This window comes from Bacillus sp. VA13 (assembly GCF_055710085.1).
In genome coordinates, this window is record NZ_JBVQPP010000006.1 from 89,201 (window position 1) to 111,426 (window position 22,226).

General features: G+C 45.5%; 19 protein-coding genes and 4 pseudogenes. 11 read left to right on the forward strand and 12 right to left on the reverse strand.

Translation table 11 applies throughout. The annotated features are described in order from the left end of the window. Nucleotides 1-188: 188 nt before the first annotated feature. The 3 genes from AC0C66_RS19620 to yfkJ are packed head-to-tail and all read right to left on the reverse strand — an operon-like array spanning nucleotide 189 to nucleotide 1,848. On the reverse strand, nucleotides 189-1,016 hold the full coding sequence (locus AC0C66_RS19620) for a YihY family inner membrane protein (RefSeq protein WP_014113047.1): 828 nt from the start codon (nucleotides 1,014-1,016) through the stop codon (nucleotides 189-191). Nucleotides 1,017-1,039: 23 nt separating this feature from the next. Beyond that, nucleotides 1,040-1,360, reverse strand: a complete 321-nt coding sequence (locus AC0C66_RS19625; RefSeq protein WP_061188176.1) for a hypothetical protein — start codon at nucleotides 1,358-1,360, stop codon at nucleotides 1,040-1,042. A 17-nt stretch (nucleotides 1,361-1,377) separates the two neighbouring features. Further along, a complete protein-coding gene (yfkJ, locus tag AC0C66_RS19630; protein WP_003223106.1) occupies nucleotides 1,378-1,848 on the reverse strand; it encodes a protein-tyrosine-phosphatase in 471 nt (156 codons plus the stop codon). A gap of 203 nt (nucleotides 1,849-2,051) precedes the next feature. Here yfkJ and AC0C66_RS19635 point away from each other — a divergent pair, with 203 nt between their 5' ends. Beyond that, complete coding sequence (locus tag AC0C66_RS19635) at nucleotides 2,052-2,267, forward strand: DUF1128 domain-containing protein (RefSeq protein ID WP_003223104.1); 216 nt, start codon at nucleotides 2,052-2,054, stop codon at nucleotides 2,265-2,267. Nucleotides 2,268-2,480: 213 nt separating this feature from the next. Next, nucleotides 2,481-3,668 (forward strand): MFS transporter, encoded by a 1,188-nt coding sequence (locus tag AC0C66_RS19640; RefSeq protein ID WP_087987738.1) that lies wholly within the window; start codon nucleotides 2,481-2,483, stop codon nucleotides 3,666-3,668. 36 nt (nucleotides 3,669-3,704) lie between these two features. Here the strand turns inward: AC0C66_RS19640 and yfkM are convergent, their stop codons facing one another. Beyond that, complete coding sequence (gene yfkM, locus AC0C66_RS19645; RefSeq protein WP_072182792.1) at nucleotides 3,705-4,223, reverse strand: general stress protein 18; 519 nt, start codon at nucleotides 4,221-4,223, stop codon at nucleotides 3,705-3,707. 243 nt (nucleotides 4,224-4,466) lie between these two features. On the opposite strand from yfkM, the gene AC0C66_RS19650 reads away from it, so the two are divergent. Continuing rightward, nucleotides 4,467-8,855: a multifunctional 2',3'-cyclic-nucleotide 2'-phosphodiesterase/3'-nucleotidase/5'-nucleotidase gene (locus AC0C66_RS19650; protein WP_461845950.1), complete on the forward strand. Its 4,389-nt coding sequence runs from the start codon at nucleotides 4,467-4,469 to the stop codon at nucleotides 8,853-8,855. A gap of 37 nt (nucleotides 8,856-8,892) precedes the next feature. Here AC0C66_RS19650 and AC0C66_RS19655 read toward each other — a convergent pair whose 3' ends face one another. The 4 genes from AC0C66_RS19655 to treP all read right to left on the reverse strand — a co-directional run bounded on the left by AC0C66_RS19655 (nucleotide 8,893) and on the right by treP (nucleotide 13,609). Continuing rightward, entirely contained in the window at nucleotides 8,893-9,558 is a 666-nt protein-coding gene (locus AC0C66_RS19655; RefSeq protein ID WP_003223097.1) for an NAD(P)H-dependent oxidoreductase, read from the reverse strand. A gap of 139 nt (nucleotides 9,559-9,697) precedes the next feature. Next, nucleotides 9,698-10,414 (reverse strand): trehalose operon repressor, encoded by a 717-nt coding sequence (treR, locus tag AC0C66_RS19660; RefSeq protein WP_014113038.1) that lies wholly within the window; start codon nucleotides 10,412-10,414, stop codon nucleotides 9,698-9,700. 20 nt (nucleotides 10,415-10,434) lie between these two features. Continuing rightward, nucleotides 10,435-12,123 (reverse strand): alpha,alpha-phosphotrehalase, encoded by a 1,689-nt coding sequence (gene treC / locus AC0C66_RS19665; RefSeq protein WP_088679815.1) that lies wholly within the window; start codon nucleotides 12,121-12,123, stop codon nucleotides 10,435-10,437. A gap of 73 nt (nucleotides 12,124-12,196) precedes the next feature. Continuing rightward, nucleotides 12,197-13,609, reverse strand: a complete 1,413-nt coding sequence (gene treP, locus AC0C66_RS19670) for a PTS system trehalose-specific EIIBC component (protein ID WP_072182788.1) — start codon at nucleotides 13,607-13,609, stop codon at nucleotides 12,197-12,199. Nucleotides 13,610-13,784: 175 nt separating this feature from the next. Here treP and AC0C66_RS19675 point away from each other — a divergent pair. The 3 pseudogenes from AC0C66_RS19675 to AC0C66_RS19685 all read left to right on the forward strand — a co-directional run. Further along, a pseudogene (locus tag AC0C66_RS19675) lies at nucleotides 13,785-14,285 on the forward strand (spore germination protein); the annotation flags it as partial. Between the two features lie 51 nt (nucleotides 14,286-14,336). Next, nucleotides 14,337-14,423 (forward strand): annotated as a pseudogene (locus AC0C66_RS19680) (hypothetical protein); the annotation flags it as partial. Further along, nucleotides 14,402-14,794 (forward strand): annotated as a pseudogene (locus tag AC0C66_RS19685) (hypothetical protein); the annotation flags it as partial. The pseudogenes AC0C66_RS19680 and AC0C66_RS19685, both read left to right, overlap by 22 nt. Here the strand turns inward: AC0C66_RS19685 and AC0C66_RS19690 are convergent. From AC0C66_RS19690 to AC0C66_RS19700, 3 genes and pseudogenes are all read right to left on the reverse strand, one after another. After that, complete coding sequence (locus tag AC0C66_RS19690; RefSeq protein WP_472973684.1) at nucleotides 14,791-16,206, reverse strand: alanine/glycine:cation symporter family protein; 1,416 nt, start codon at nucleotides 16,204-16,206, stop codon at nucleotides 14,791-14,793. The pseudogene AC0C66_RS19685 and the gene AC0C66_RS19690 overlap by 4 nt on opposite strands. Nucleotides 16,207-16,333: 127 nt before the next feature. Continuing rightward, nucleotides 16,334-16,726, reverse strand: a complete 393-nt coding sequence (locus tag AC0C66_RS19695) for a DnaJ family domain-containing protein (protein WP_041520888.1) — start codon at nucleotides 16,724-16,726, stop codon at nucleotides 16,334-16,336. 4 nt (nucleotides 16,727-16,730) lie between these two features. Next, a pseudogene (locus tag AC0C66_RS19700) lies at nucleotides 16,731-16,881 on the reverse strand (hypothetical protein). A 104-nt stretch (nucleotides 16,882-16,985) separates the two neighbouring features. Here AC0C66_RS19700 and ltaS point away from each other — a divergent pair. Beyond that, a complete protein-coding gene (ltaS, locus tag AC0C66_RS19705) occupies nucleotides 16,986-18,935 on the forward strand; it encodes a lipoteichoic acid synthase (RefSeq protein WP_061187069.1) in 1,950 nt (649 codons plus the stop codon). Between the two features lie 33 nt (nucleotides 18,936-18,968). Here the strand turns inward: ltaS and nagE are convergent, their stop codons facing one another. After that, nucleotides 18,969-20,327 carry an N-acetylglucosamine-specific PTS transporter subunit IIBC gene (gene nagE, locus AC0C66_RS19710; RefSeq protein WP_072182786.1) on the reverse strand — a complete coding sequence of 453 codons (1,359 nt, stop codon included), beginning with the start codon at nucleotides 20,325-20,327 and terminating at the stop codon, nucleotides 18,969-18,971. A 170-nt stretch (nucleotides 20,328-20,497) separates the two neighbouring features. Between nagE and map the strand changes: the two genes are divergently transcribed. The 4 genes from map to AC0C66_RS19730 all read left to right on the forward strand — a co-directional run bounded on the left by map (nucleotide 20,498) and on the right by AC0C66_RS19730 (nucleotide 22,211). Beyond that, nucleotides 20,498-21,247, forward strand: a complete 750-nt coding sequence (map, locus tag AC0C66_RS19715; protein WP_003223067.1) for a type I methionyl aminopeptidase — start codon at nucleotides 20,498-20,500, stop codon at nucleotides 21,245-21,247. Nucleotides 21,248-21,327: 80 nt separating this feature from the next. Beyond that, nucleotides 21,328-21,642 (forward strand): DUF3243 domain-containing protein, encoded by a 315-nt coding sequence (locus AC0C66_RS19720; protein WP_014113028.1) that lies wholly within the window; start codon nucleotides 21,328-21,330, stop codon nucleotides 21,640-21,642. Nucleotides 21,643-21,751: 109 nt separating this feature from the next. Beyond that, on the forward strand, nucleotides 21,752-21,907 hold the full coding sequence (locus AC0C66_RS19725) for a hypothetical protein (RefSeq protein WP_014113027.1): 156 nt from the start codon (nucleotides 21,752-21,754) through the stop codon (nucleotides 21,905-21,907). Nucleotides 21,908-22,079: 172 nt separating this feature from the next. Beyond that, nucleotides 22,080-22,211 (forward strand): YflJ family protein, encoded by a 132-nt coding sequence (locus AC0C66_RS19730; RefSeq protein ID WP_014113026.1) that lies wholly within the window; start codon nucleotides 22,080-22,082, stop codon nucleotides 22,209-22,211. The last annotated feature ends 15 nt before the right edge of the window (nucleotides 22,212-22,226 follow it).

Here is a 22,226-nt window from a genome sequence, read left to right on the forward strand (position 1 = left end):
CCTGACATGATGTCAGGAGGCTTTTATGCTAATGATAGCCGTTTTGTCCGTTGGCGCTTCCGCTTGTTTTATTGCTCGATTTGCTTTTCGAATTTTGTTTGTTATGGCTTCCGCCTTTTTTTGTATGCTTGGTCATCACGATAGCCCCCCGACTTCTTTTTTGAACCGAAGTTCATTTATAGGGTGCGCTAATGATAGGGATTTTCATCAGGAAGCTTTTTACGTTTATGTAAAAGAGCGTTGATTTCTCCCCCCAAAATAATTAAAATGCCGCTCAAGTAAAACCAAATCATCAAGACGATGATTCCCCCTATGCTTCCATATGTGGCGCTATAGTTGGCAAACGTGCTGACGTAAAACGAAAACAGAGTGCTGACAACGATCCAGCCGATGGTCGCAAACACCGCACCCGGCATGACAAACCGAAGGGACAGTTTTTTGTTCGGCGCAATCACATACAGGGCGGAAAAAACGATCAGCAGCACAAGCGGGCTGACCCCCCAGCGAATTGCGGCCCATATAGATAAAAACAGATCCGATGCACCGACAAAATCTGAAGCGAGCCTTCCAATCTCCCGGCCGAATACCGGCAGCAGCAGGGCCACTAAAATCGTAAATACCATGGCGATCGTCAGAAAAATTGAGGTTAGACGAACAATGATAAAAGAGCGGTTTTCCTCCACTTCATACGCGTGGTTTAATGATCGGACGATGGCGTTCATTCCATTAGACGCAGACCATAAAGCCGCGATAATCCCGAATGACAGCAAGCCGCCATTTCGATTATTTAAGGTTTGTTGGGTAATGGATTCAACGAGGGACATCGCACTGTCGGGAGCATATTGTTTTACAACTCCCAGGACATCATTGGTAGAAATAGGCAGATACGCAGTGAGGGTTAGCATAAAAATCAAAAACGGAAACAACGACAATAGAAAGAAATACGCCAGCTCCGCTGATTTGCTCTGCCCTTCATGAAGGGTGTATCTGCTGAAAAGCTCTTTCAAAAAATTCATGTCGTCTCACCTCGCATGTTTGATCACTTTTTTGAAAAATGCTCTTTCGTTTCTTGTACAAGCTCCATCACTTGCGGTGTTGTTTTCTTCAGCTCTTTCACCTGCTGATTCACAAAGCCGACTTCATTTGACAGCGTCTGGGCCAGCTTCTTGGCCTCATCCACTTTTGTGATGACGGTGTTTTTCAACAGCTCCGGATTGCTTTTGTACAGTGAAAGTTTATGCTTGCATGTCAGCCATCTCATGCCGCATGCCTGTCTTGTCGGCTTATGGAGCAGCGATAACGCCGCACCTGCCGCAGCTCCGAGAAATATACCTTTCAGCATTAAACGTTCGTTGTTCATGCAAATTCTCCTTTCACTCACAATTGTTTTTCTTTTTGAATGGATGCAAGCAGATGCTCACAGCCCGATTTGATTAATTGGCAGACCTCTTCAAAGTTCCCTGTGTAGTAAGGATCGGGAACGTCAGCCAAATCTGAATCTTCAACATAGTCCAGCAGCCTTTTGATATGCGATGTGTTCTTAAAGCCCGCCATGCTTCTGAGGCTCCCGATATTTTCTGCATCCATCGCAATGATGTAATCAAAATCGGCCAGATCCTGTTCGCTGACTTGACGCGCCAGCATGCCCTCAAAGCTGATTCCTTCTCTGCGCAATATCTCCTGCGTTCCTTCATGCGGCGGATTGCCGATGTGCCAGCCGCCGATGCCGGCTGAGTCCGTCTTGATTTTCCCCTCTAATCCTTTTTTGGCTGCCAAGTCCCGAAAAATCGCTTCCGCCATCGGAGACCGGCAAATGTTTCCTAAACAAACAAATAACACACTTATCATCTTGTGCAACCTCCCTATTCTTTGCCCATATTTCTCTAAAAAGAAACCTTCATCAATATCTTAGTAGGATGTTCATTTCCTTTTCAACTGATGTCTCCACTTTTTTGAAATCAACAGCAAGCTCTTAGAATAGGGTTTTTTTCTGATCGAATTCTGTTAGAATAAAACATACCGAATATCGCGCAAAGAAAGGATGGAACCATTTGTCCAGCCCAAATACAGAAACGTTAACTCAAATGATTGAAGAGATTTCCCAAAAACTGAACATGCTGAACGTCGGCGTGATTAAAGCGGAGGATTTCAGTGATGAAAAGATCGAAGACCTCACGTACCTTCACAGCATGGTGATGAAAAAACAATCATTCAGCCCTAGTGAAATGCAGGCGATTGCTCAAGAACTAGCCTCACTTCGTAAATAAATGAGACTGGCCGGAAACTCGGCGAGTCTTTTTTATCATTGCCACAAAACCAGTTTTCCTTAAAACAGGCGTCATGAACTTTATTTTTACAACCGGAAGAAACAGGCGGCCAAACATGATACTGTGGCAGAACGTTCTCGCTTTCTGCTATTTGACCGGTAAAGAAATGCGTGTTGATGACAATGTTCGAATAAGATTTGAAGGAGTACAAGCATGAAAACGACAGCTATCAAAACAGCATCCGGAATGTATATCAACTACTTCTTTCTGGGGATGGTCAACATCATTCTGGCATCCAATATGTCCTCTTTAACGAAACAGTGGAATACCGACCCGACCGGCATCAGTTATGTCATTGCTGCTATCGGCTTCGGCAAGCTGCTGACATACGGAATTTCCGGCGTTTTATCAGATAAAATTGGCAGAAAGCCGCTTGTTATCGCTTCTGCGGGAATTATGGCCGTCTTTTTAGTCGGTATTCCTTTGTCACCGAGCTATGAACTGGCGTTTGTGTTCGCCTTATTAGCCGGAGTCGCAAATTCAGCGATGGACGCTGGAACATATCCGGCCCTAACCGAGCTCTTCCCGGCTGCTTCCGGCTCGGCGAATGTCCTGGTCAAAGCCTTTATGTCTGTTGGGGCCGCTCTTTTGCCGCTTTTGATCACATTTTTGTCAGACCACAGCCTGTTTTACGGATTTGCTTTTTATCTGCCGGCAGCGGTCTATGCGCTGAATATCGTTTATCTATCAACGCTTTCGTTTCCTAAGAAACAGAAACCAACTAACAGCGGCCAACAGGAATCTCCCGCTTTCTTGTCTGAACCCGTTTTTCAGAAAGAAGGCACCGCACTGATCATTATCGGTTTTACATCAACGGCTTTATTTACTGTTTCTCAAATCTGGCTTCCGAGCTATGCGCAAAAGGCTGCCGGTTTAGCTGAATCAGCATCCGTGCAATTGCTGAGTTATTACAGCATAGGATCTCTGACATCTGTATTATTGCTAGCCATTTTGCTGAACAGATGGATAAAGCCCGTCATGATTACGCTCTTATATCCTGTTATTACTTTATGTACACTCGCAGTCATGCTGACGGTTCATGTCCCGGTTGTGCTAGACATCACCGCCTTTTTCTTAGGCTTTTCTACCGCGGGTGTGTTTCAAATTACCATTACATTAATGACAGAGCTTTTCTGGAAGCGAAAAGGAACCGTTACCGGAATTGTAGCCACCGCTTCAAGCATCGCGTCGATTCTGCTGCCGATTGCCACGGGGCTCATCGCAAAATCGGGAGGCATCGCCCATATCTTTATGTTCGACTTCGGCATAGCAGTCATCGGAACAGCTGCAGCCGCCTTCTTATATTACAGATACAAGAAACTGACAGGTGCTCAAGCCTAAGCAACAAAAAACGGACGCCCGGGAGCGTCCGTTTTTTTATTTCTCAAGCAATGCTAACGATTCACGATTAAACGCCGGAATATCATCCGGTGTGCGGCTTGTGACCAATTGATCTTGGCAAACGACCACTTCCTGATCCACAACGTCAGCACCCGCGTTTTCCATGTCAACACGAATGGACGTATAGCCTGTCGCTTTTCGGCCATCGAGCGCTTTCGCATTGATTAAAAGCTGCGGGCCGTGGCAAATCGCAAATACCGGTTTTTTGTCAGTCATAAACGCTTTTGCAAATTGGACGAAACGGTCATCCGCGCGAAGCTGGTCTGGCGAAAATCCTCCGGGAATCAAAAGCGCATCAAAGTCTGAAGGGTTTACGTCGTCAATGGACGCGTCAACCGTCACTTCCGCGTTCCCCTGCTTGCCTTTTACTGTTTTTCCTTTTTCATTTTCAATGACAGTCAGTTCATGTCCCGCTTCTTTAAAGGCTTTCGCAGGTTCAGTGTACTCGCTGTCCTCAAAATAATCTGTCAAAACAACTGCAATTTTTTTCCCCATGAATCATTACCTCCCGCTTTATTATGCCTACATAAAACACTCTACCCCAGCCACACTAAAATAAACATTCCGCGAATCTGACAAACGATAAGCATAAATACCCAGCATTTGTCGTTTGATGCTGCTACATAATACTCATTTTTCTCCCTTTTACAATAATCATAAAGAAACACCTACAAATAGTTACAAAATATTCTTACAATAGGAGCTGTAACACAAATTTCGTTGAAAGGTGGAGAACCGGTGAGAATACAGAAAAGACGAACACACGTCGGTAACATTCTCCGTATTCTTTTGCCCCCAATTATGATACTTAGCCTAATCCTCCCAACACCACCCATTCATGCAGAAGAAAGCGCGGCTCCTCAGGTACAACTGAGTATTTTGGCCACGACTGATATTCATGCCAACATGATGGATTACGATTACTACAGCGACAAAGAAACGACGGATTTCGGGCTGGCAAGAACGGCACAGCTGATCCAAAAGCACCGCGAGCAAAACCCAAACACCCTGCTCGTCGATAACGGCGACTTGATTCAAGGGAATCCGCTGGGCGAATACGCGGTGAAATATGAAAAAGACGACATTATCTCCAGCGCGAAAACCCATCCGATCATCAGTGTCATGAATGCGCTGAAATACGACGCCGGCACATTGGGGAATCATGAATTCAATTACGGGCTCGACTTTCTCGACGGCACGATCAAAGGAGCCGATTTCCCGATTGTAAATGCCAACGTCAAAACAACAAACGGTGAAAACCGTTATACGCCGTATGTCATTAAAGAAAAAGCCGTCACTGACGAAAACGGCAATGAGCAGAAAGTAAAAGTCGGCTACATAGGCTTTGTCCCGCCGCAAATTATGACGTGGGACAAAAAGCATCTCGAAGGTCAGGTGCAAGTGCAGGATATCGTAGAATCCGCCAATGAAACGATTCCTAAAATGAAGGCGAAAGGCGCAGATGTCATTATCGCCCTCGCCCACAGCGGTATTGAAAAGCAAGCGCAAGCGCCAGGCGCGGAAAACGCTGTATTTGACCTAGCCACCAAAACGAAAGGCATTGACGCGATTATCTCGGGCCATCAGCACGGACTTTTCCCTTCCGCAGAGTATGCGGGTGTTTCTCAATTCGATGTTGAAAACGGAACGATTAACGGCATTCCTGTCGTCATGCCAAGCAGCTGGGGCAAATACTTAGGCGTGATTGATCTCAAACTCGAAAAGACGGACGGCTCATGGAAGGTGGCAGATTCCAAAGGCAGTATTGAATCCATTGCCGGCAGTGTCACATCCCGAAATGAAACGGTCACAAACACCATTCAGCAAACACACCAAAACACACTGGAATATGTCAGAAAACCAGTCGGCAAAACAGAAGCAGATATTAACAGCTTCTTTGCACAGGTCAAAGATGACCCTTCCATTCAGGTTGTGACCGACGCGCAAAAATGGTATGCCGAAAAGGAAATGAAGGATACCGAGTATAAGGACCTCCCAATTTTGTCCGCTGGAGCGCCGTTTAAAGCAGGCGGAAGAAACGGGGCCAATTACTATACGAATATTCCGGCTGGAGATCTTGCCATTAAAAACGTCGGTGACTTGTATCTGTACGATAATACTGTTCAGATCGTCAAGCTGACAGGCAGCGAAGTCAAGGACTGGCTGGAGATGTCAGCAGGCCAATTCAATCAAATTGACCCGTCAAAAGGCGGCGATCAAGCCTTGCTGAATGACAATTTCCGCTCCTATAATTTTGATGTGATTGACGGTGTCACATATCAGGTCGATGTCACAAAACCGGCGAAGTACGATGAGAACGGAAAAGTGATCAACGCGGACTCATCCCGGATCATCAACCTTTCCTATGAAGGCAAAGCAATCAGCCCGAATCAGGAATTTCTCGTTGTCACAAATAATTATCGCGCGTCCGGAGGTGGCGGTTTCCCTCACCTGACGAGCGATAAGATTGTCCACGGCTCCGCAGTTGAAAACAGACAGGTGCTGATGGATTACATTATCGAACAAAAAACAGTCAATCCAAAAGCGGACAACAACTGGTCAATCGCGCCTATTTCCGGAACGAATGTGACGTTTGAATCTTCGCTTTTGGCTAAGCCGTTTGCCGATAAAGCGGACGATGTGGCTTATGTAGGCGAGTCTGCGAATGAAGGCTATGGTGTGTATAAGCTGCAATTCGATGATGATTCAAATCCTGATCCTCCAAAAGACGGACTGTGGGATCTGACTGTGATGCACACCAATGATACGCACGCTCACCTCGATGACGCGGCGAGACGAATGACGAAAATCAACGAAGTGCGAAGCGAAACAGACCACAACATTCTCCTTGATGCGGGAGATGTATTTTCCGGCGACTTGTATTTCACAAAATGGAACGGTTTAGCTGATTTGAAATTGATGAACATGATGGGCTATGACGCCATGACCTTCGGAAACCACGAGTTTGATAAAGGACCGACAGTGCTTTCTGATTTTCTCAGCGGAAACAGCACAACCGTCGACCCGGCGAACCGCTATCACTTTGAAGCACCTGAATTTCCGTTCGTCAGCGCAAATGTAGATGTGTCAAATGAGCCTAAGCTGGCATCATATGTCAAAAAGCCGCAAACCTTTACGGCAGGTGAAAAGAAAGAGCCCGGCATCCACCCTTACATTCTGTTAGATGTTGACGGTGAGAAAGTCGCCGTATTCGGACTGACAACGGAAGATACAGCCACCACATCAAGCCCGGGCAAAAGCATCGTTTTCAATGATGCCTTTGAAACAGCGCAAAACACCGTCAAAGCGATTCAGGAAGAAGAAAAAGTAAACAAAATCATTGCTTTAACCCATATCGGGCATAACCGTGATCTTGAGCTGGCCAAAAAAGTGAAAGGCATTGACTTGATCATCGGTGGACACACCCATACCCTCGTTGACAAAATAGAGGTCGTGGACAACGAAGAGCCGACGATCGTGGCGCAGGCCAAAGAATATGGCCAATACTTGGGACGTGTTGATGTCACGTTTGATGAAAACGGCGTGGTGCAAACAGACAAATCAAATCTGAGCGTGCTGCCGATTGATGAACATACAGAAGAAAACGCAGAAGCCAAAAAAGAGCTCGAGCAGTTCAAAACTGAATTAGAGGACGTGAAAAATGAAAAAGTCGGCTACACGGATGTAGCGCTTGACGGCCAGCGTGAGCATGTGCGCACGAAGGAAACCAATCTCGGAAACTTCATTGCGGACGGCATGCTGGCAAAAGCGAAAGAAGCAGCCGGCGCCAGAATAGCGATAACAAATGGCGGCGGCATCAGAGCCGGCATTGACAAAGGCGACATCACACTCGGCGAGGTGCTGAACGTGATGCCGTTCGGCAACACGCTTTACGTGGCCGATTTGACCGGAAAACAAATCAAAGAAGCCCTTGAACAAGGCTTAAGCAATGTGGAAAACGGAGGCGGCGCCTTCCCTCAGGTGGCCGGAATCGAATATACCTTTACATTAAACAACGAACCTGGACACCGCGTTTTAGAAGTGAAAATTGAAGCGCCTAACGGAGACAAAGTTGATCTGAATACGGATGATACCTACCGCGTGGCAACAAATAATTTTGTCGGTGCCGGAGGAGACGGATATTCTGTCTTTACGGAAGCATCCCATGGTGAAGACCTTGGCTACGTGGATTACGAGATTTTCACCGAACAGCTGAAAAAACTAGGAAACAAGGTCTCTCCTAAAATCGAAGGACGCATCAAAGAAGTATTCCTGCCGACAAAGCAGAAGGATGGCAGCTGGACTCTCGATGAAGACAAATTTGCGATTTATGCTAAAAATGCCAACACGCCGTTTGTCTATTATGAAACATATGAAGGATCTCAAGAGAAGCCTATCAATCTTAAAGTAAAAGAAGATCAGGTCAAACTTTTGAAAGAAAGAGAGTCAGATCCTTCATTGACGGTGTTCAACTACTGGTACAGCATGAAGCTTCCAATGGCGAACATCAAAACCGCGGACACTGTAATTGGAATCAAATCTACCGGTGAATTGGACGTGTCTATCGGAGATGTATATGATTTTACAGTGAAGCAAAAAGGAAAAGAAGTGAAATCATTCAAGGAGCCCGTACAGCTTTCGCTTCGCATGTTTGATATTGAAGAAGCTCATAATCCTGCCATTTACCACGTCGACCGGAAAAAGAAAGCTTTCACAAAGACAGAAAACGGATCAGTTGACGATGATATCGTGACAGGATATACAAACCACTTCAGCGAATACACGATCTTAAATTCCGGTGAGAACAACAAACCGCCGGCATTCCCGTCTGATCAGCCGACCGGCGGTGATGACGGCAGCAATGGCGGAGGCTCCGATAAACCAGGCGGAAAACAGCCGACTGACGGGAACGGAGGAAATGATACACCTCCCGGCACTGAACCGACAAACGGCTCTGGAGGAAACGGATCGGGCGGATCAGGAGCGGACAGTCCCGCTGGCGGCCTGCTTCCGGACACAGCCACATCTATGTACTCGATCCTCTTGGCCGGTTTTCTGATCAGCGCGCTCGGAACGGCAATGTACTTGCATCAGAGAAGAAAACAGAATAGAGCGAATCAGGCATAAAAAAAGAGCTGCTCGTTAAGCGAGCAGCTTTCTTTATTTAGACCCACTTCACAACATCTTCAACAGCAGATCTTGTTTTCGGACGAGGATCTCGTACACGGTAGCCGAATGCCACCATCACAGAAATGTCGAAGCTTCCATTTTCCAGAAGGCCTTCTTCTTCAAGAATGCGGTGAATGTGATCATACTGGAAGCCTTCTACAGGGCAGGAATCAACGCCTATTTGCGCAGCGGCCGTCATCATGTTGCCAAGTGCAATATAGGTTTGTTTTGATGCCCAGTCAAACAATGTTCTGTCACTTTCAAGCAAATGCAAATCGTTTTTCTGGAACTCTTCCGTTTTGCTGAGGTAGCCTTCGTACACGTCCTGAGGCATTTGTTTCACTTCTTTTAAATGACGTTTGATGTAGTCCGCATCGTATTTGATATCCTTCGCTGTACGTGCAAGAATCAGAACGAAATGGCTTGCTGTTGGCAGCTGTTTTTGCGCGCCCCATGTGTATTCGCGAAGTTTCTCGCGAAATTCCGGATTTTGGACGACAACAAATTTCCAAGGCTCAAGGCCGAGGGAACTCGGAGACAGTCTTCCTGTCTCTAAAATAAATTCAAAATCGCTGTCTGATACTTTTTTATTCGGGTCAAATTCCTTTGTCGCATGTCTGAAATTGTATGCATCGAGAATTTGTTTCTTTACATCTGCCATGTTAAACACCTCTCCTTATGGTTACTCTCATCTCTATTGTAGCCATTATCATAAAAAGTAAAAGTACGCACATTTTTGTTGGATAGTATCAATTTTGATACCAACAAAAAAAGCGCGCTGCCGCAGGCAGGCGCCTTTCTCATTTTCCCCGCCGCGCAAAATCAACAAATCGGAATTTGTCGAGACGGTGTCTGCTTTCCGTATATTGAAACAGACTCGTATCCTCCAAAAAGACGTAGTTTCTCACCACGACCATATGGTCATAGCCGCGTAAATCGAGCAACTCCCTGTCCTCATCCGTACATGGCTCGGCAACAATTTCTTTTTGGGCATAACTGATCGAAAGACCCAGCTCTCCTTCAATATATTCATATATTGAGTTTTCACAAATTTCTTTCGTCAGGTGAGGCACATGCTTTCTGAAAAAGTAATCCTTGTCCAAAATTACATGTTCCCCGTCAATCTTTCTAGACCTGATGACTTCCCAAATGTCGTCATCCGGATTGGCCCGGAGCTGTTTTTGGATCAGCTCTGACGGAGGCTCCAGCCCGAATTTGTGTACAGTTGTTTTCGTTTCTTTGCCAAGCGTTTGTGCGAGCTCCTTGAAACTGACAAGGCCTGAGACGGGAAACTGCATTTTTTCACGGTTGAGAACGATAGAGCCCTTCCCTCTGATTTTCTGAATATAGCCGTTTTGCGCAAGCATGTGAAGCGCCTTTCGGACCGTTTCTCTTGATGTATCATACTGTGCGGTCAACTCATGTTCAGACGGAAGAATCTCTTCCGCTTTCCATCGGCCGCCTTCAATTTGCTGTGCGATGTCTTTATAGATTGTAATGAATTTATTCACCTTCATTATAGACCACCCAGCTTAGTTTAACACGGTTTCGTTAAACGATAAACAATGGACTCATACGGACGGAGCGTCATGTTCTGCAGCTCTTCCCTCACATCATCGTTCGTCAGCAGCACCTCTGCCTTCCACTCGTCAGGCGCTATAGAATCCGGCAGTGTAAAGGCTGCCTCTGTCCCATAGAAATTATTGATCACGAGCAGCTTTTCATTGCTGCCGTGTCTGAGATACGCAAAAACGTTCGGATCATCCTTTGCGATTAATTCATACGCCCCCTCTGTCACAATGTCATATGTTTTTCGAATCTGAATCAGTTTTTGATAATGGTAAAACACCGAGTTCTGATCCTGCAACGCCGCTTCAGCATTGATTTCCCGATAGTTGCCGGCGACCGGTATCCATGGCGTGCCCGTTGTAAAACCGCCATTCTCCGTATCATCCCACTGGACAGGCGTTCTGGAGTTGTCGCGGGATTTCGCCTGTAAAATTGCTGTGATCTCTTGGTCGGGCATTCCTTTTTCCTTAAAAGCGTGATACATGTTCAATGATTCGACATCCCGATAGGAGCTGATGTCCGCAAACTTCGGATTCGTCATTCCCAGCTCCTCGCCCTGATAAATATAAGGCGTGCCCTGCATCATATGAATGGCGGCAGCGAGCATTTTCGCCGATTTCACCCTGTACGCGCCGTCATCTCCATATCTAGATACAACGCGCGGCTGATCGTGATTGCACCAGAACAGAGCGTTCCATCCCCCTCCAGCGCGCATCTCCGCCTGCCACTCGGATAAGATCTCCTTCAGCTTCAAAAAGTCAAACGGCGCCAAAGCCCATTTTTCACCGTTTGGATAATCAACCTTGAGATGATGGAAGCTGAACGTCATATCAAGTTCTTTATTTTTGGGATTTGTATACCGGATGCAATGATCTACAGTTGTTGAAGACATCTCACCGACCGTCATACTGTCATAATGCGAAAACACCTTTTCGTTCATTTCATGCAGAAATTCATGCACCCGCGGCCCGTCAGTGTAAAAGGAACGGCCGTCACCACCGTCTTCCGCATTCGGAAAGCGCTGATCTTTAGAAATCAGGTTAATGACATCAAGCCTGAAGCCATCTATTCCCTTTTCAAACCAAAAATGCATCATCTCATAGACATGCTTTCTGACCTCTTCATTTTCCCAATTCAAATCAGCCTGCGTCACATCAAACAGATGCAAATAGTATTGGCCCGATGCTTCGTCAAGCTCCCATGCCGAGCCGCCGAATTTCGATTCCCAGTTCGTCGGAAGAGAACCGTTTTCCTGCGGGTTTTTCCATATATAAAAATCACGGTATGGGCTGTCTTTTGACGAAATCGCCTCTTGAAACCATTTGTGCTCTGTTGACGTATGATTGACGACAAGATCCATGACGACTTTCATTTCTCTTTTATGGGCTTCGGACAGTAACCGCTCAAAATCCTCCATCGTCCCGTATTCAGGATAAATCGAGTAATAATCACGAATGTCATACCCATTATCCTGCTGCGGAGAGTCATAAATCGGTGTCAGCCAAAGCACATCCACCTGAAGTGTTTTTAAGTAATCAAGCTTTTCAATAATGCCGTTCAGATCGCCGACACCGTTTCCTGTCGTATCGTTAAAGCTTTTCGGATAAATTTGATAGACCACAGCTTTTTTCCACCATGGCGTTTGTTCTGTTTTCATCTGTCTCCACCACCGATTTTTTAGAATAAAAACGGGAAAAGGGAACGCTAAAACACGTCCCGCTCCCCATTGGTTATTTATGTTTGAATCTTGCATACGCGTATGTTCCGGCAAACGGCATGATCAATACAATAGCCATCCCGATTGCAAACGCGCCCCAGTACTGGCTCATGATTGAGAAAATACCAGGCACGCCGCCGACACCGACGGAGCTTGCCAGCACACCTTGAGAAGAAATATACATTCCGGCCAGCCCGGAGCTGACCATCGCAATGATAAACGGGAATCTGTATCGCAGATTCACTCCGAAGATGGCAGGCTCTGTAATACCGAGATAAGCAGAAATCCCTGATGTGAGGGAAAGGCCTTTTTGTTTCTCATCTTTCACGATAAACATCATGGCCAGCGCAGCCGAACCTTGTGCGATATTAGAAAGCGCCAGCATCGGCCATAAAAATGTGCCGCCAAGCTTTGAGCCGATGAGCTGCAGGTCGACTGCAAGAAACGTGTGATGCATGCCGGTAATGACGAGCGCTGAGTAGAAACCGCCATATAACAAACCGCCCAGTGCGGCAAAAGAGCCAAACACCGAGATAAGCCCTGAAGTCAGCACGTTTCCGATCGCAAATGTAACCGGGCCGATAATGATAAAAGAAGCAAAACCTGTTACGAGAAGCGTAATCGGCGCAACAACGAGCAGCTGTATGCCCTCAGGTGTACGCTTTGTTAAAAACACCTCAATCTTCGCCAGCACATAGGATGCCAGCAAAATCGGGAGCACCTGTCCCTGATAGCCGACTTTCTGCACCTCAAGGCCGAACAAATTCCATACCGGGATCTTTCCGCTTTGTTCTGCGGCGCCATATCCCCACGCATTCAGCAAATCAGGATGCACGAGCATAACGCCAAGCACAATGCCAAGGAGCGGATTGCCGCCGAACCGTTTGACCGCAGACCAGCCGATTAACGCAGGCAGAAACGTAAAGGCCGTGCCTGCAATCAGGTTAATCATATTAGCGAGATCCGCCCACTGCGGATAGACCTGTACAATCGACTTTGTACTGAAGAAAATGCCCTGCGCCGTTAAAATGTTATTGATCCCCATCAAGAGACCCGCCGTGACAATCGCAGGCAATATCGGAATAAAAATATCTGCAAGCGTTTTCACAGCACGCTGCAAAGGATTCATATTTTTTTCTGAAGCCTTCTTCACTTCATCCTTTGTTGACTCGCCAATCCCCGTTTCCTTGACCAGTTCAGCGTACACTTTGTTGACCGTTCCCTGGCCGATCACGACCTGAAACTGCCCGTTTGTCGAAAACGACCCCTTTACAACGTCAATCTGATCAAGTTCCTCTTGATCAACCTTGCTTTCATCTATTAATGCAAAACGCAAACGTGTAACACAATGAGTTGCCGCTGCAATATTTTCAGCACCGCCGACTGCTTCGACAATCTGCCGTGCCGATTTGTTCAGTTCCCCCATGCCAACCCCTCCGTATCCGTTTTTATAACTTGTATATACAACTTATGACTATATTGTATTCCTGTATATACATGTAGTCAACAATTTTTTATAGCGCTTTCATCCTAGTCCGGGAATATCTGAAACAGACAGACAAGGTTACCCTAAAAGTCACAAGCACTTATTGAATAAGACATTGAAAAAGCAGGATAAACGCGATAAAGCGCTTAAGCTCATCAAAGAGCTTGAAGAACATCAGGACAGACCGATCTCTCCCGATTTAAAGGAAAACCTCGATACTCTGACCTTATTAACAGAAGGCTGCTTAAACATCGTATTTAGACAATTTGATTTTGGAAACGGGCTGTGCGGATTTATTTATATCGAAGGAATTGTAAAATCTGAACATATTCAGGATCACGCCCTCCGTCCTTTCTTGAGGCATCTGACGGATCAGATAGATGAACATGAAGAGTCGCTGCAAAACACATTATCGATTTCAAGCGTTGCGTCAGAAACTAGTGTAAGCAAAGTGGCTGCATCCATCATTGAGGGGAACGCGGGTTTATTTGCAGACGGGCATTCAAAATGCCTGATTTTAAAAATAAAAGGCGGTCAAAGAAGAAGCATTGAATAACCGATAACAGAATCAACCATTAGAGGATCAAGAGAGGGCTTCACTGAAAGCCTCAGGGTATAATGTTCAGCACGGCTGATTCCTTTCCCCGCCATCATAGAAGCATTGATTATGGAAATTTCTTTTGAGGCTCTCCGTGAAGAGGGATGCGCCTGCCGAAAACCGTTGGCCAGACGGTCAGCATTCTCGGCGCTCTTGTCATTGGGACAGCCGCTGAAGCGGAAAATTGCGTCTGCCCCCATGGTGATTGTCGTATCCTGGATCGTTCAGACCTGATCATCGCACCCTTATGGATTCCGATCATTATGGTGAAGATAGCCGGTTCGCTTTATATTGTGGTATATGGGCTTTCCTTCTTACACTCAAAAATCAACCTGAAAGCCATGTATACACCAACCGGCATGTTTTCGCTTGTATGCAGCTTTTGGTTCTTCCTGAATACAAATCAGCTGATCGACTTTAATAGAATCAAGCCGATCATTAATAAGGTAATTTCTTTTTTGCTGCCTTTATTCATCTATTTGATCATCAAAAGCAAAGCGATGTTTGGCGCCAAAGCAAAACGCTAAGAATTTTTGGCTTCTTTTGTTTGATAAACAGGGTCCTGTTTCGTTTTCCCTCTATCTTTCAGGTAATACTGTTCAGATGTAAAAAATTCGGTATATAGCGCTTTTACCTTTCTGCTCAATAACAGCAGCGCAATCACATTCGGGACAACAATAAAAACTAATGCTAAGTCCAATATGCCCCAGATGGCTTTTGCTCCGCCTGCGGCACCTATGATAATAGCCGCTAAATAAACAAATTTGATCACGTGTCCTGCCAGCCGCCCGAACAGAAATTCAGCTTGCTTTACGCCGTAAAAAATGACAACCATAATGGTCGATACAACAAAGAAAACGAGAGAAACCGAGACGAAATACCCTCCGCCAAAACCAAAATAGTGCTGAAATGCGGCCGTCGTCAGTGCTGCCGGATCATTTGAGGCATTCTTCCCTGTCCAGACACCGGATGAAAGGACGATAAAAGCCGTGGTGGTGCAGATGATTAAAGTGTCAATGACAATTCCGATCACAGACCAGAACCCTTGCCTTACAGGGTGATCAGTCTTTGCCGCCGCATGTGCAATCGGGGCTGTTCCCATTCCGGCTTCATTAGAATACAGACCGCGGGCAAATCCCCAGCGAACGGTTTCAGCCAGGGCAGCACCAGCGAATCCTCCAACTGCTGAAGAAGAGGTAAACGCATTCGAAAAGATAAGAGAGAAAAACGCCGGCACTGATGAAAGATTCATCAGAACAATCAGGAGACCGGCTCCCACGTATGCCCCTGCCATAAGAGGCACGACAAACTCTGTTACTTTTCCAATCCGCTTTACCCCTCCTATTACCACTAACCCGATCAAAAACGCAATGCCGATTCCCGCATATATTTTATTGAAAGAAAACGTTTCGGCAAGAGAGACTGAAACCGAATTCCCCTGAACAATAATGCTCGGAATCAGCTCCACGATCAGCGCAACAGAGAAAAATACGCCGAGCCATTTCATGTGCAGCCCTTTTGTTATGTAATACATCGGTCCCCCGACAAATTCCCCCTGCTCATTTTTTTCTCTGTAATGAACAGCGAGCACACTTTCAGAAAACTTAATCGCCATGGCAAATAAGGCTATAAGCCACATCCAAAAAACCGCTCCGGGTCCGCCAAACATAATAGCGGCAGGCACCCCGACAATGTTCGCTGCACCGATCGTTGAGCTGAGGGCTGACGTCAATGCCTGGAGCGGAGTGACTGTGCCCTCTCCTTTCGGCTTTTTTCCTACACTGCCGATCGTCTGCTTCAAAATGTATAAAGGGTAGCGAAATTGAAAACATTTCAGCAAAATGGTGAAGTACAATCCCGTCCCCGTCAGCAAGATGATTAGCGGCGGACCCCACAGCCAATCAGATATACGCTCTATCCATTCCAATAGTTGTTCCATCCCATCACCCTTTTTTCGTTTATGAGTCATTTCCCCACAGACGGTTAAACATAAACCTTTTAGACAGAGACCACTGGAACACAAAGAGGATGGCCTGTATCAATCGCCATCCTTCAGACAAGACAAATCAGCTGGAAGAAGGTCTGTTTCGTCCAAGCCGGTCATATACTTTATTCTTATAAAAAGCGGACGCTGGCTTTGAAAACATGCCTTTTTTTTCAACAAGCTTATCAAGCAGCATCTGCTTTTCGTTTTTTTTTCTGATTAATTGCTCACGTTCTTTTTCGTCATAGCATTTTGCGATTAAATGGTCGATGGTCATGAGCTCTTTTTTGAGCGCGCCCTCGTCCTCTGCCATTCCCGCATTTTTTAACATACGGTAGCTCATGCGAAGCGATTCCGGCAAGTGTGCCGCGTCATCCTTTGGCAGCGGTTTTCCCATTCCCGGAAGGTTTTCAAATTCTCCGTCTTTGATGGCACGCTTAATTTTATCTTCAGACACAATATGGGAAAAATCCATCAATTCACCTCTTTTCATTTATTTCCTTATATTTTATCATACACCTCCCTAAGTACCATTTTATTCCTGGATTTCTAGAAAGAAACCTTATTTTACATTTGGCAATATGTCAAGCGAAACGTTGATTCGACGGCGTTTTTCGCCACTTTCTCCACCCGACGATTTTCACTTTTCTAATCTGCTGATTCGTGTTATATTGGATACGTTCGTTTTTTCTATCGTTTCGCTCGAACTGTGATCGGAAAAAAGGAGTGTAACAATGAAAACATTTATAAAAGAAAGAGGACTGGCCTTCTTCTTAATTGCGGTCGTCCTGTTATGGATCAAAACGTATGTCGGTTATGTCCTGAACTTCAACTTAGGAATAGACAACACGATACAAAAAATATTGCTTTTTGTGAATCCTTTAAGCTCAAGCTTGTTCTTTCTTGGCTTTGGACTCTTGTTCAAGAAAAAATTACAGCAGACAGCCATTATAGTGATTCATTTTTTAATGTCTTTTTTACTGTACGCAAACATTGTGTACTACAGATTTTTCAATGATTTTATTACAATTCCGGTCATTATGCAGGCTAAAACAAACGGCGGCCAACTCGGTGACAGCGCATTTTCGCTGATGAGACCGACTGACGCCTTTTACTTTATCGATACGATCATTCTGATCATCTTGGCGATCAAAGTGAACAAGCCTGCCGAAACGTCCAGCAAAAAATCGTTCCGAATCGTTCTTGCATCTTCGATTCTTGTGTTCTTAATCAACCTGGCAGTTGCGGAATCAGACAGACCTGAATTGCTGACAAGATCATTCGACCGAAACTATCTTGTGAAATACTTGGGCACGTACAATTTTACGATTTATGACGCTGTGCAGAATATCAAATCCAACAGCCAGCGCGCGCTTGCCGATTCCAGCGACGTGACGGAAGTGGAAAACTACATGAAAGCCAATTACGACGTGCCAAATAACGTGTATTTCGGCAAAGCGGAAGGAAAAAACGTCATTTACGTTTCACTTGAATCTCTGCAGTCATTTATCATCGACTATAAAATTGACGGCAAAGAAGTCACACCATTCTTAAATAAACTGGCACACGATAACGAAACGTTCTACTTTGATAACTTTTTCCACCAAACGGGACAAGGTAAAACATCTGATGCGGAATTTATGATGGAAAACTCTCTGTACCCGCTGGCTCAAGGTTCAGTTTTCGTAAACAAAGCGCAAAACACGCTCCAATCCGTTCCAGCGATTCTGAAGTCTAAGGATTACACATCTGCTGCGTTCCACGGAAACACGCAGACGTTCTGGAACCGTAACGAAATGTACAAAGCGGAAGGCATCGATAAGTTCTTCGATTCTGCCTACTATGACATGAACGAAGAAAACACGAAAAACTACGGCATGAAAGACAAACCGTTCTTTAAAGAATCAATGCCGCTGTTAGAAAGCCTGCCGCAGCCGTTCTATACGAAGTTCATTACCCTATCTAACCACTTCCCATTCGGAATGGATGAGGGTGATACAGACTTCCCGGCTGGAGACTTTGGTGACTCTGTCGTCAACAACTACTTCCAGTCAGCCCATTACCTTGATCAGTCCATTGAACAATTCTTCAATGACCTGAAAAAAGACGGGTTATATGATAAATCGGTTATTGTGATGTACGGAGACCATTACGGCATCTCTGAAAATCACAATAAAGCGATGGCTAAAGTTCTTGGCAAAGATGAAATCACTGATTATGACAACGCCCAGCTTCAACGGGTACCGCTCTTTATCCACGCTGCCGGCGTGAAGGGCGAGCAAGTTCATAAATATGCCGGAGACGTCGATGTGGCTCCTACCATTCTGCATTTGCTCGGAGTGGACACGAAAGACTACCTAATGTCCGGTTCTGATATTTTATCTAAAGAACACCGTGAAGTGATTCCGTTCCGTAACGGAGACTTTATTTCACCGAAGTACACGAAAGTATCCGGCAAGTATTACGATACGAAAACCGGAAAAGAGCTTGATGAAGCTGAAATCGACAAGTCAGAAGACTCACTCGTCAAGAAGGAACTTGAAATGTCCGATAAAATCATAAACGGAGACCTGCTGCGGTTCTATGAGCCGAAAGGTTTTACGAAGGTGAACCCTTCCGATTATGATTACACAAAACATGACGAAGATTCTTCCGAAACGTCAACGGATGATGAAGATAAATAAGAAAAAGCAGAGAGGCTAGCCTCTCTGCTTTTTTTATTTTACCGCAGCTCTCAATTCCTCCGCTGCAAATTCGACATTCGGGCCAATGATCACTTGAACCGATTGCCCGCCTGATTTGACGACCCCTTTTGCGCCTGCTTTCTTTAGCAGCGTTTCATCCACTAAAGCGGTATCCTTCACAGTCAGCCGCAGTCTTGTGGCGCAATGATCAATGGTTTGAAGGTTTTCTTTTCCGCCGAGCCCTTTCAGCATGATGTTTTCATTGACATCCTGAACAGTATTTTCATCCAGCACTTCATCCACATCATCGTCTTCGCGTCCCGGCGTTTTTAAATTCAATGCCTTAATCAGTACATAAAACACGATAAAATAGACAGCCGCATAGCATATACCTACCAGAAGTAGCAGCAGCGGTTTTTCTGCAATTCCGTAGCTGAGCACATAATCAATGGCTCCGGCTGAAAAAGAGAAGCCTGAGCGGATGCCGAGCCAGTTGACGATAAATAAAGACAGCCCGGTTAAGACCGCATGAACAGCGTATAATAGCGGAGATAAAAACATAAATGCAAACTCAATCGGCTCCGTAATCCCTGTGATAAACGCAGTCAAGGCAAACCCGATCATCATTCCCGCAGTTGCTTTCCGTTTTGACGGCTTTGCAGTCACAACCATAGCTAGACACGCCGCCGGAAGACCGAACATCATGATTGGGAAGAATCCGGTCATATATGTCCCTGCTGTCGGATCTTTCGCGAAAAAGCGCGCCAGATCTCCTGTCACTCCGTTATATTCTCCGAATTGGAACCAGAAAATATTGTTCAGCACGTGGTGAAGGCCAAGCGGGATTAACAGCCTGTTGAACAGGCCGAATATGCCAGCCCCGATGCCGCCGAGCCCAAGCATCCATTCTCCAAACTCGTTGATGCCCGATTGAATCGGCGGCCAGACAACTCCGAATATGCCTGCTAAAATGATCGTAATAATGGCTGTTACAATCGGCACAAGCCGTCTGCCGCTGAAGAATCCAAGATATTCAGGCAGCTTTGTATCCTTAAAGCGATTATAGGTGTAGCCGGCAATTAAACCAGCAATGATTCCCCCAAATACCGCCATGTTGTTTGTTTTATCAATTGTCTTTGTCGCCGCGTCAAGCATCAGATATGATATTGCTCCTGACAACCCCGCGGCCCCATTGCTGTCCTTTGAAATACCAATGGCAATTCCGATCGCGAAAATAAGCGGCAGATGATCAAACACCGCCGTCCCCGCTTGATAGACAAACGGGATATTAAATAAATCCTCTCTGCCAAGCGCAAGGATAATCCCGACTGCAGGCAGAACCGCAATCGGGAGCATAAATGACTTCCCGAGTTTTTGTAAAAATGAAAGCATACCCATCCCCCTCATACCCCTTTTTTTCAAATATACCATATAGGATATCTAGTGATCTATACCAATTTTCCCAGGGTATATCTTTTTTCCCAGGTCCGTGTGTTTCCTATTTTTAAGACAGTTGTGGTAAGCTTAAACTAGATTATTTAAAAAGAAAGCGGGAATGACAGATGATTGTAACAAACGATCAAGAATTAGAAGGCCTGAAAAAAATCGGAAGAATCGTCGCGCTGGCGCGTGAAGAAATGAAACGGAAGGCAGAGCCCGGCATGAGCACAAAAGACCTTGACCTTATCGGAAAAGCGGTGCTTGATGAGCATGGCGCCGTATCAGCTCCTGAGAAAGAATACGATTTTCCGGGTGTGACATGCATCAGCGTAAATGATGAAGTGGCCCACGGCATACCAAGCACTTCCAAAATTTTAAAAGCGGGAGATCTTGTGAACATTGACATCTCCGCTGAATTTGGCGGCTTCTATTCCGACACAGGCATCTCATTTGTGCTCGGTGAAGGAGAAGAACGCCTTCATAAGCTTTGCCAATGCGCGGAAGACGCTTTTCAGAAAGGGCTGCAGCAGGCAAAAGCAGGAAAGCGCCAAAACCAAATCGGAAGAGCCGTTTATCATGAAGCACGCTCTCAAGGCTTTACCGTCATCAAAACCCTGACTGGCCACGGAATCGGCAGAAGCCTGCATGAAGCGCCGAACCACATCATGAACTATTATGATCCGTTTGATAACGCGCTTTTCAAAAACGGCACAGTCATCGCCCTTGAACCGTTTATTTCAACGAAAGCGGAAACGATTGTTGAAGCTGGAGACGGCTGGACGTTCAAGACACCGGATAAAAGCATGGTTGCCCAAGTTGAACACACCATCGTTATCACAAAAGATGAACCGATTATCCTGACAAAACTGTAAAACACATTCCGGGCTGCCGGATGGTTTAACCTCCTCCAATTGCAGGTAAAACATCACTATTCGCAGGAGGAGGTATGGCAATGAACAGAGATCAAGAAAAAATCCAAATTGAAAACGAAATGAATGCAATGCATGGCGCAACAAAAGAAGAAATTTTAAAAGACTTTGAGGAATTTAAAGACTACTTGAGTAAACAAGTGAACCGAGGCAAAAAGCTGGGATTGGATGACGGCAAGCTTGTGAAAAGCGCCGCGATCCTGGGAGACTACCTCGCTAAGCATGAAGAGCCGCACAACAGTGAAGAAATGCTGCTGCAAGAGCTTTGGGGCGTTGCGGATGAAGATGAGAAAAAACATTTGGCACAACTGCTGGTCAAATTGGTTGATAAGCAATAAAAATACGAGCCGGGCGCATATGCTGCCCGGCTTTCTTGATATTGTCACAGCCCGGCTCTTCCAGATATGCTACACTACTATTATGTCTGTGAAAGGAGCCTTTATCCGCATGTGGTTTATTATTTTTGGCATCATTTTTTTCATTGAAGGCATCATGATGACAGTTTACGGCGTGAAGAAAAAAAACGGGATGCTCACATATATCGGCATTGTTTTCAGCATTATGACATTCGGCGTTGTCATGATCAAACTAACCGGCCATTAAATCATATTCAGCTTTTACTCGGCATATACATACAGAAGAACATTCGTACAGCTAGTGCGAAAGGCTCAGTTTTTCCCGCATCTCTTTTCAGCATCTTTCCATAGATGTTACAATGCCAATCGCTTGGTAAAACCCTCTCCATTGGGAGAGATAGGGAAAGGAGTTTTCTGACATGCATTACGGCAGTAAAGGCTGGTATGTTGAAGAATTAAAAAAGCAGGGGATCACGCACCATGAAGGAAGAAAGCTTCAAAGCTATAAAACCTATTTTCTTGCCAACCTGCTTGAAACAAAGAAAAAATGATCATAGGAATGGTAA